Here is a 9,408-nt window from a genome sequence, read left to right as displayed (position 1 = left end):
CACCACCGCGATCGGCGCCTTCATCGACGGCTGGAACGACCGCTGCGAACCGTTCTCCTGGACCAAGGACGCCGACGAGATCATCGCCAAAATCAAAAGAAAAGAAACTTTTCGAGCGAGACACTAGAGGACGTCCACCGCCAGGTCGCGGACGGTCTGCTCGTCGACCTCGACGCCCAGGCCGGGGGCGTCGGGGACGTGGGCGGTGCCCTTGGTGATCTGGACGGTCGGGCCCGCGTACGGGGACTCGATGAACTGGCGTCCGTTCAGGTCGACCGGGGTGTCCACGCCGTACGCCGAGAACAGGTGCAGGGACGCGGCCAGGCCCAGGTCGGAGTCGGTGAGGCCGGAGCCCATCAGCGCGACGCCCGAGTCCTCGGCGAGGGAGCACAGGCGCCGGGAGAGCGTCAGGCCGCCGGTGCGCTGGACCTTCGCGATGGCGATGTCGACCGCGTCGAGCCGGACGAACGTGGCGAGGTCGGACGGGTGGCGGAGGCTCTCGTCCAAGGCGACCGGGATCGGGCAGGCGTCGCGGAGGCGGCGCAGGCCCGCGACGTCGTTGGCCGGAAGCGGCTGCTCGAACGCGGTCACGCCCAGGTCCTCCAGGCGGCGCGCCATCCGGAGGGCCGACTGGACGGTGTAGCCCTGGTTCGCGTCCACCCAGAGGGGCGCTTCGTCGCCCGCGTGCAGGCGGACGGCCTCCACCACGGCCGCGTCGCCGGAGTGCAGGCCGATCTTGACCTTGAAGGCGCGGTATCCCAGGTCGCGGCCCTCGGCGACGCTGTCGGCCACCTCGTCCGGGGACTGCCCCGACACGATCCACGCGAGGTCGATCGTCTCGCGGCGGCGGGCGCCCCACATGACGCCCAGCGGGACGCCCGCGATGCGGCCTAGGAGGTCGTGGAGGGCGACGTCCACGGCCGATTTGGCCAGCGGCGCGCCGATGCTGAAGCCCCGGTTGATCGCCCGGTCGAAGGCGGTCGTCACACCGTCCAGGTCCCAGGCGGGACGGCCGACGAGCACGGGCGCCAGGTAGCGGTCGATCGTGGTGACGATGGATTCGGCGGTCTCGTACGTCCAGGCCGGGATGGGGGTCGCCTCGCCCCAGCCGTGCGCGCCGCCGGCGCTCACCTTGACCAGTACGCGCAGGCTCGGCTGTCCCGCCACGGCGACCGCACCGCCTGACACGCCGAACGAGCGGCGGGTGGGCAGCGCCACGCAGAAGGTCTCGACCCGGTCGATTTTCACGGAACGCCTCCGATGTTGGCGGCGCGCCCTGCGGCGTCCTGGACGGGGGGACGGCGGGCGCGCCGCGGGTCAGTTGGGTGCGGCCGTGCTCGCGCGCAGCACGACCTCGCCGGCGACGCGTTCGATGCGGCTGCGGCGGGTCGCCGGCTCGCGCAGCGCCAGGCCCATCACCCGCTCCCCCATCGCGTCCAGCGGCAGCGCGACGGTGGTGAGCGGCGGGGCCAGGTCGCGGACGATCGGGATGTCGTCGAAGCCGGCCAGCGAGAGGTCGCCCGGCACCGACACGGCGTTGTCGCGGAAGGCGGCGAGCGCGCCGATCGCCATCACGTCGGTGACGGCGAACACGCAGGTCGGACGGTGCTCGCGGCGGAGCAGCTCGGCCGCCGCCGCGTAGCCGCCGTCCCGGGTGAAGGCGGCCTCGACGATGTGCTCGGGCGGGACGTGGACGCCCGCGTCGGCGAGCGCCTCGGTGAAGCCGCCGAGCCGGTCGGAGACGGTGGTCAGCGCGCGGGGGCCGGTCAGCACGCCGAAGTCGCGGTGCCCGAGGCCGAGCAGCGTGCGGGCGAGGGCGGCTGCGCCCTCCCGGTTCTGCGGCAGGACGGCGTCCACCTTGAGGCTGCGGTGCCGGCTGAGGACGGCGACGCGGCCGCCGGTGCGCTGGTAGGGCTCCAGCTCGGCGGCCATCGAGCGCTCCCAATCGCGGTCCTCGAAGCCGGAGCCGATCAGCAGGATCGCGCGGGCCCGCTGGGCGCGCAGCATCGCCACGAACTCGACCTCGCGGGACGGGTCGCGGAACGTGCTGGCGAGCATCACCAGCATCCCGTGCTCGGCGGCGGTGCGCATCACGCCGCGGGCGATGGCGGCGAAGTAGGGGTCGCTGACGTCGTGGCAGATGACGCCGACGGACTTGCTGGAGGAGCTGGCGAGCGCCTGGGCGTGCGCGTTCGGGGTGTAGCTCAGCTCGGCCGCCGAGGCGAGCACGCGCTCGCGCAGGTCGGCGCGGACCTGCGAGGTCCCGTTCAGGACGCGGGACGCGGTGGCGAGCGAGACGCCGGCGTCGCGCGCCACGTCCTGCAGCGTCACGTACGCCCGGTCGCCGGCGCGCTCCTCCTCGGCAGCTTCCGTCATCACCGCCCCTTAGGTCTGCGCGGGCCAGCGCGGCGGGTTCTTGGAGAAGACCCTCTTGACCGCGGTGTGCGCCGCTTCTTACGGTACAGCAGAAAGCGCTTTCTGAACGCGCTTTCCCAACCACCCGTCCGGAGGAACCCAATGGTGAGTCAGGGCACGACCACCGCGACGCCGCAGGCGGACGCGGCGGGCGTCGTCGAACGCGGCCGGCCCGGCGCGGGCGAGCGGATCCGCGACGGCCTGGAGCGGTCGTGGCGGCCCGTCGCCCTGCTGCTGGCCTGCTTCGCCGCCTGGTGGGCGGTAAGCGCTTTCAAGCTGGTCGAGGCGTACCTCGTCCCCTCGCCCGGCGCGACGCTGAAGCTGATGGGCGACAAGTGGGGCTACATCTGGCACCACACCTGGGTCACCACGTACGAGACACTGATCGGCTTCGCGCTCGCGGTGCTGATCGGCGTGCTCGCCGCGGTGCTCATGGTGTACTCGGCGACGGTCGAGCGCACCCTCTACCCGATCCTGCTGTTCGCGCAGGTCATCCCCAAGATCGCGATCGCCCCGCTGTTCGTGGTCTGGCTCGGCTTCGGCATCGGCCCCAAGATCGTCGTGGCGGTGCTGATCGCGTTCTTCCCGGTGGTGATCTCGATGGTTGCCGGGCTGAAGTCGGTGGACCCGGAGATGCTGCAACTGTCGGCCACGATGGGCGCGAGCCCGCTGGCCACCTTCGCCAAGATCCGGATGCCGGCCTCGCTGCCGCACCTGTTCTCCGGCCTGAAGGTCGCGGTCACGCTCGCCGTCACCGGCGCCGTCGTCGGCGAGTTCGTCGGCGCGAACGAAGGGCTCGGCTACGTGATCCTGCAGGCCAACGGCAACCTCGACACCCCGATGCTGTTCGCCGGGCTGCTGGTCATGTCGGCCATCGGCGTCGTGCTGTTCGTCATCGTCGAGATCGCGGAGCAGCTGCTGCTGCCCTGGCACGCCAGCCGCCGCGGGGAGGCCGTCACCACGACGTACTGACACCCCGTCCACATCCGAACCGCACCCATCCCACCCCTTGACGGAGGGCCGTCCGAAATGAAACTCCGCACTCTCGCCATCGCCATCCTGGCTCCGGCCATGGCGCTGACCGGCGCCGCCTGCGGCGGGGACTCCGGCCAGACCACGAGCGCCTCGGGCAAGAAGCTGACCAAGGTCACGCTGACCCTGAACTGGTACCCCTACGGCGAGCACGCGCCGTTCTACTACGGCAAGAAGAAGGGCATCTACGAAAAGCACGGCATCGACCTGGAGATCAAGGCGGGGCAGGGCTCGCAGAAGACCGTCCAGGCCACCGGCGCCGGGCAGACCGACTTCGGCTGGGCCGACACGCCCGCGCTGCTCGCCGCCGTCGACAAGGGGATGCCGGTCAAGAGCGTCGGCGTGTTCCTGCAGACCACGCCCGCGTCCGTGCAGTCGTTCACGACCGCCGGGATCAAGAAGCCCGCGGACCTGAAGGGCAAGAAGATCGCCGGGACGGCCGGGGACGCGCTCGCCCGCACCTTCCCGGTGTTCCTGAAGAAGAACGGGCTGAGCGAGGGCGACGTCCCCGTCCAGAACACCGACCCGGCCGGGAAGATGGCCGCGGTGCTGGCCGGGAAGACCGCCGGGCTGATGGGCTTCGCGAACGACCAGGGCCCGACGATGGCCGCCAAGTCCGGCAAGGAGGTCTCCTACCTGCGGTACTCCGACTTCGGGCTGAACTTCTTCTCCAACGGCCTGATCGTCGGCGAGCGGAAGCTGAAGAGCGACGCCGACCTCGTCAAGGACATGGTCGCCGCCACCAGCGAGTCGTGGACGGCGGCCGAGGGCGACCAGGCGGGCGCCGTCGCGAGCATGGCCGGCGCGTCCGAGCAGCTCCCGCCGACCAAGGTCGTCACCGAGCAGTTCAAGACCACGCTGTCGCTGCTGCACACGCCCGCGACGCAGGGCAAGGCGCCCGGCGTGAACGCCGAGGCGGACTGGAAGACGACGATCGCCACCTTCCAGCAGGCCGGGGTCATCGAGAAGGCGCAGCCGCCGTCGGAGTACTGGCAGGCGTCGGCCGCACCGCAGGCATGACGGGACGAGCGATGAGGATCATGAGCGAGTCAGCCACCGACCCGGACGCGACCGAGCGGGAGACCGCCGTCAGCCTCGACGGCGTCGCGGTCCGGTTCCGCAGCCGCAAGCGGGACGTCACGGCACTGCGCGAGGTGTCGCTGGACGTCGCGATGGGAGAGTTCGTCGCGATCGTCGGGCCGTCCGGCTGCGGCAAGTCCACGCTGCTGAAACTGGTCGCCGGGCTGCTGAAGCCGTCGTCCGGGGACGTCCGGCTGCGCGGCGACAAGGTCGCGGGCCCGCGCCACGACATCGGCTACGTGTTCCAGCGGGCGGCGCTGCTGGAGTGGCGCAGCGCCCGCAAGAACATCCTGCTCCAGGCGGAGATGCGCAAGATGCCGTCCGCGCAGGCGCGCAAGCGGACCGCCGAGCTGATCGAGATGACCGGGCTGACCGGCTTCGAGGACGCGCTGCCGCACGAGCTGTCCGGCGGCATGCAGCAGCGGGTCGCGCTGTGCCGGGCGCTGCTGCACGAGCCGCCCGTCCTGCTGATGGACGAGCCGTTCGGCGCCCTCGACGCGCTCACCCGCGAGCAGCTCAACGTCGAGATGAACCGGATCTGGCGGGAGACGGGCACGACCGTCCTGCTGGTCACCCACTCGATCGCGGAGGCGGCGTACCTGGCGGACCGGGTCGTGGTGATGACCGACCGGCCGGGCACGATCAACGAGGTCATCGACATCGACCTGCCGGCGGAGCGGGACTACGCGGCCACCATGGCGCGCCCGGAGTTCGCCCGCGTCACCAACCACGTCCGGGGACTCCTCGGCGCGGGGGCCTCAGCGGACTGACCGGCCCCGCAGACCACGGATAAACGACAGGCTAGGAAGGAACGGGATGGCACGCAGGTCCATCGGGATCGTCATGAACGGCGTCACCGGCCGGATGGGGTATCGCCAGCATCTCCTCCGCTCGATCCTCGCGATCAGGGAGCAGGGCGGGGTGCGCACGGCCGACGGCACCGTGCTGTGGCCGGAGCCGGTGCTCGTCGGCCGCAGCGAGGACAAGCTGCGCGACCTCGCGGAACGGCACGGGCTGACCGCCTGGACGACCGACCTGGCCGAGGCGCTGGCGCGTCCGGGCATCGACGTCTATTTCGACGCGCAGGTGACGGGCGCGCGGGTCGAGGCGATCCGCGCGGCCGTCGCCGCGGGCAAGCACATCTACACCGAGAAGCCGCTCGCGGAGGACCTGGAGGGCGCGCTGGCGCTGGCGCGGCTCGCGGACGAGGCGGGAGTGAAGCACGGCGTCGTCCAGGACAAGCTGTTCCTGCCTGGGCTGCTGAAGCTGAAACGGCTGATCGACGGCGGTTTCTTCGGCCGGATCCTGTCGGTGCGCGGCGAGTTCGGCTACTGGGTGTTCGAGGGCGGCTGGCAGGAGGCGCAGCGGCCGAGCTGGAACTACCGGGCGGAGGACGGCGGCGGCATCATCCTCGACATGTTCTGCCACTGGCGGTACGTGCTGGACGCCATCGCGCCGGTCCGGTCCGTCCAGGCGCTCGGGGCGACGCACGTCCCCGAGCGGGTGGACGAGGACGGCAAGCCGTACGAGGCGACCGCCGACGACGCCGCGTACGGGATCTTCGAGCTGGACGGCGGGATCGTCGCGCAGATCAACTCGTCCTGGACGACCCGGGTGTTCCGCGACGAGCTGGTGGAGTTCCAGGTGGACGGGACGGAGGGCTCGGCCGTCGCCGGGCTGCGGCGCTGCCGCGTCCAGCACCGGTCGATGACGCCGAAGCCGGTGTGGAACCCCGACCTGCCCGCCACCGAGGACTTCCGTTCGCAGTGGCAGGAGATCCCGGACAACACCGAGTTCGACAACGGGTTCAAGACGCAGTGGGAGATGTTCCTGCGGCACATCGCGGACGACGGCCCGTTCGCCTGGGACTTCTACGCGGGTGCGCGGGGCGTCCAGCTCGCCGAGCTGGGGCTGCGGGCGTGGCGCGAGGGCCGGCGGCTGGAGGTCCCGGAGCTGTGAAGATCGATCTGCCGGGTGCGCTCACGCCCTACACGATGGGCGAGCCGCGCACCTACGAGCCGCCACCCGGGCCGAGCACGGCGCGCGTCGCGTACGCGGCGGCGCATGTGGTGCCCGGGGGCGAGTCGCTGGACTGGGACACGACGCTGGCGTTCCGCCGCCACCTGTGGTCGTACGGGCTGGGCGTCGCGGAGGCGATGGACACCGCCCAGCGCGGCATGGGCCTGCACTGGGCGACGACCCGCGAGCTCATCGTGCGGAGCGGCCGGGAAGCGCTTTCAGCCGGCGGCCGGATCGTCTGCGGGGCGGGCACCGACCAGCTCCCGCCGGAACCGGCGTCGCTGCAGGAGATCGCCGCCGCCTACGAGGAGCAGCTCGCGGTCATCGAGTCGGTCGACGCGGTGCCGGTGCTGATGGCGAGCCGCCACCTGGCCGCCGCCGCGCAGGGCCCAGGCGACTACGCCTCCGTGTACGGGCGGCTGCTGTCCCAGGTCAAGCGGCCTGCCGTGCTGCACTGGCTAGGCCCCATGTTCGACCCCGCGCTGGACGGCTACTGGGGCTCCACCGACCTGGACGCCGCCGCCGACGCGGTGCTCGCCCTGATCGGCGAGCACGCGTCCAAGATCGACGGCGTCAAGATCTCGCTGCTGGACGCGGGCCGGGAGATCGCCTTCCGCCGCCGGCTGCCGTCCGGCGTCCGCCTCTACACCGGGGACGACTTCAACTACCCGGAACTGATCCAGGGCGACTCCGAGGGGCACAGCGACGCGCTGCTCGGCATCTTCGACCCCATCGCGCCCGCCGCCGCGGCGGCCCTGCGGGCGCTGGACGGCGGCGACACCGCGTCCTACGAAGAGATCTTCGCCCCGACGGTGCCGCTGGCCCGCCACCTCTTCGAAGCTCCCACCTACTACTACAAGACGGGCGTGGTGTTCCTGGCGTGGCTGACCGGCCACCAGGCGCACTTCCGCATGGTCGGCGGCCTGGAGAACGCACGGTCCGTGGCGCACATGGTGCGCCTCTTCCAGCTCGCCGACGCCGCCGGCCTCTTCCCCGACCCCGGTCTCGCGGCGCACCGCATGAGCGCGTGGCTGACCGTCCAAGGAGCCGCCTGATGAGGTTCAGCCTGAACCAGTGGACGACGCGGCACTGGCCGCTGCCCGATCTCGCCGCCGGCTGCGCGTCGGCCGGCGTCACGGGCGTCGGCCTGTGGCGGGAGCCGGTCGCCGAGTACGGCCTGGCCAACACGGCCAAGCTCATGCGCGACCACGGCCTCACGGTCACGTCCCTGTGCCGGGGCGGCTTCTTCCAGGAGCCGGACGCCCTGGAGAGCAACCGCCGCGCCATCGAGGAGGCCGCCGAACTCGGCGCGCCCTCGCTGTGCCTGGTCAGCGGCGGGCTGCCGGACGGGTCCCGGGACCTGGACGGCGCGCGCTCCCGTGTCGCCGACGTCCTGGCCGGCCTCGCGCCCTACGCGGGCGAGCACGGCGTCCAGCTCGCGCTCGAACCGCTGCACCCGATGTACTGCTCCGACCGGTGCGTGGTCTCCACCCTCGCCCAGGCGCTCGACATGGCCACGCCGTTCCCGGCCGCCCAGGTCGGCGTCATGATCGACACCTACCACCTGTGGTGGGACCCGGACGTCTGGGACGGCATCGCCCGCGCGGGCGCCGAGGGCCGGCTGTCGCTGTTCCAGGTCGCCGACTGGGTGACGCCGCTCCCCGAGGGCGTCCTCACGGGGCGCGGCATGCTCGGCGACGGCTGCGTCGAGTTCCGCCGTTTCCGCGAGGCGGTCGACGCGACGGGCTACGAGGGCCCGATCGAAGTGGAGATCTTCAACGACGCGCTCTGGTCCATGCCCGGCCCAGAGGCCCTGGCCCTGACCCTGTCCCGCTACAACGAGCACGTCGCATGACCCCACCAACCTCGTCGACTTGCGGCGTGTCGTTGTTATGACAGGGCGGATGACAACGACACGCCGCGAGCCGACGGGGGGAGAGCGGACGTGGCGGGCGGCGTCGGGCGCGTGGCTCGGCATCGGGACGGCGCCCGGCGCGCTCGTCCTCGGCGCGCAGGTCGGCGGGCGCCACGGCGGCGCGCTGCCGGTCATCGTCCTGGTGATCGGCGGCGCCGTCATGGCGGCGCTCCTCGCCGCGCAGGGACGCCTCGGCCTGCGCGCACCGGCCGGGGAGAACGCGGGCATGACCGAGCTGGCGCCGCGCTACCTGGCGCCGGCCGCCGAGCGCGCGTTCACCGCGCTGCTCGCGGCCGCGATGGTCGGCTGGTTCGGGTTCAACGTCGGCCTCGGCGGCGCGGCCCTCGCCGCGCTGGCCGGTGTCCCGGACGCCGCCGGGGTGGCGGTGCTGACCGTCCCGCTGGTCGCGGTGCTGGTCGCGGGCGGCGGGCGGTGGAACGCGGTCGCGGTCGCCACCACCCTGACCGCGGTCGCGCTGATCGGCATCGTCGCCGTGAAGCTCGCGCCGCCCGCGTCGCCGGTGTCGCTCGCACGGGACGGTCCCGGCGTCCTCGCCGCGGACCTCGCCGGCTACATCGGCTACGTCTCGGTGTTCGCCGTCCGGGCCCCCGACTTCACGGTCGGCCTGCGCGGGCGCGGCGACCTCGCGGCCTGCGTCGCGCTCCTCGTCGTCCCCGCCCTCGGCGCCTCCATCGTGGGCGCCGGGGTGGCGGCGGCCAGCGGCTCCACCGACGTGGTCGCCGTCCTGGCCGGCCCGGACGGCCTCCCGGCCGCGAACCTCTTCGTGGCCGCGTCGGTCATGGCCCCGACCCTCGCCGCCGTCCACTCCGGTGCCCTGGCCGTCCGCCGCTTCCTGCCCGGCAGGCCCCCGCAGACCCGGACGGCTGAGCCCATGGCGACCTCGGCCGTCCGGGCGGGCGAGGGTCCGGCCGGGCGGGGCCGGTGGT

Annotated in this window: 9 protein-coding genes; 7 read left to right on the top strand and 2 right to left on the bottom strand. The window is 72.6% G+C overall.

Annotated elements, in window-relative coordinates; genetic code table 11:
• Positions 1 to 123: 123 nt before the first annotated feature.
• Positions 124 to 1,248 carry a mandelate racemase/muconate lactonizing enzyme family protein gene (locus E1293_RS39890; RefSeq protein WP_132204156.1) on the bottom strand — a complete coding sequence of 375 codons (1,125 nt, stop codon included), beginning with the start codon at positions 1,246 to 1,248 and terminating at the stop codon, positions 124 to 126.
• Positions 1,249 to 1,317: 69 nt separating this feature from the next.
• Positions 1,318 to 2,376, bottom strand: coding sequence for a LacI family DNA-binding transcriptional regulator (locus E1293_RS39885; protein ID WP_132204154.1), 1,059 nt, complete (start codon positions 2,374 to 2,376; stop codon positions 1,318 to 1,320).
• 141 nt (positions 2,377 to 2,517) lie between these two features.
• Here E1293_RS39885 and E1293_RS39880 point away from each other — a divergent pair, with 141 nt between their 5' ends.
• The 7 genes from E1293_RS39880 to E1293_RS39850 form a co-directional block, all read left to right on the top strand.
• The gene (locus E1293_RS39880; protein ID WP_132204152.1) at positions 2,518 to 3,387 is read left to right on the top strand and encodes an ABC transporter permease; all 870 of its coding nucleotides are present in this window, start codon (positions 2,518 to 2,520) and stop codon (positions 3,385 to 3,387) included.
• A 57-nt stretch (positions 3,388 to 3,444) separates the two neighbouring features.
• The gene (locus tag E1293_RS39875; RefSeq protein WP_132204150.1) at positions 3,445 to 4,467 is read left to right on the top strand and encodes an ABC transporter substrate-binding protein; all 1,023 of its coding nucleotides are present in this window, start codon (positions 3,445 to 3,447) and stop codon (positions 4,465 to 4,467) included.
• A 20-nt stretch (positions 4,468 to 4,487) separates the two neighbouring features.
• Complete coding sequence (locus E1293_RS39870) at positions 4,488 to 5,297, top strand: ABC transporter ATP-binding protein (RefSeq protein WP_132204148.1); 810 nt, start codon at positions 4,488 to 4,490, stop codon at positions 5,295 to 5,297.
• A gap of 46 nt (positions 5,298 to 5,343) precedes the next feature.
• The gene (locus E1293_RS39865; RefSeq protein WP_132204146.1) at positions 5,344 to 6,486 is read left to right on the top strand and encodes a Gfo/Idh/MocA family protein; all 1,143 of its coding nucleotides are present in this window, start codon (positions 5,344 to 5,346) and stop codon (positions 6,484 to 6,486) included.
• Positions 6,487 to 6,521: 35 nt separating this feature from the next.
• Complete coding sequence (locus E1293_RS39860; RefSeq protein ID WP_243717268.1) at positions 6,522 to 7,601, top strand: dihydrodipicolinate synthase family protein; 1,080 nt, start codon at positions 6,522 to 6,524, stop codon at positions 7,599 to 7,601.
• The gene (locus E1293_RS39855; RefSeq protein WP_132204142.1) at positions 7,601 to 8,401 is read left to right on the top strand and encodes a sugar phosphate isomerase/epimerase family protein; all 801 of its coding nucleotides are present in this window, start codon (positions 7,601 to 7,603) and stop codon (positions 8,399 to 8,401) included. The genes E1293_RS39860 and E1293_RS39855 overlap by 1 nt, the downstream gene beginning before the upstream one ends.
• Positions 8,402 to 8,450: 49 nt before the next feature.
• Positions 8,451 to 9,408: SLC5/6 family protein (locus E1293_RS39850; RefSeq protein ID WP_207939375.1), on the top strand; the 958-nt coding region annotated here is incomplete at its 3' end.

The sequence above is a fragment of the Actinomadura darangshiensis genome, from assembly GCF_004349235.1.
In the GTDB taxonomy this organism is placed as follows: Bacteria; Actinomycetota; Actinomycetes; order Streptosporangiales; family Streptosporangiaceae; genus Spirillospora; species Spirillospora darangshiensis.
This window is presented reverse-complemented; position numbering and strand designations above follow the sequence as displayed.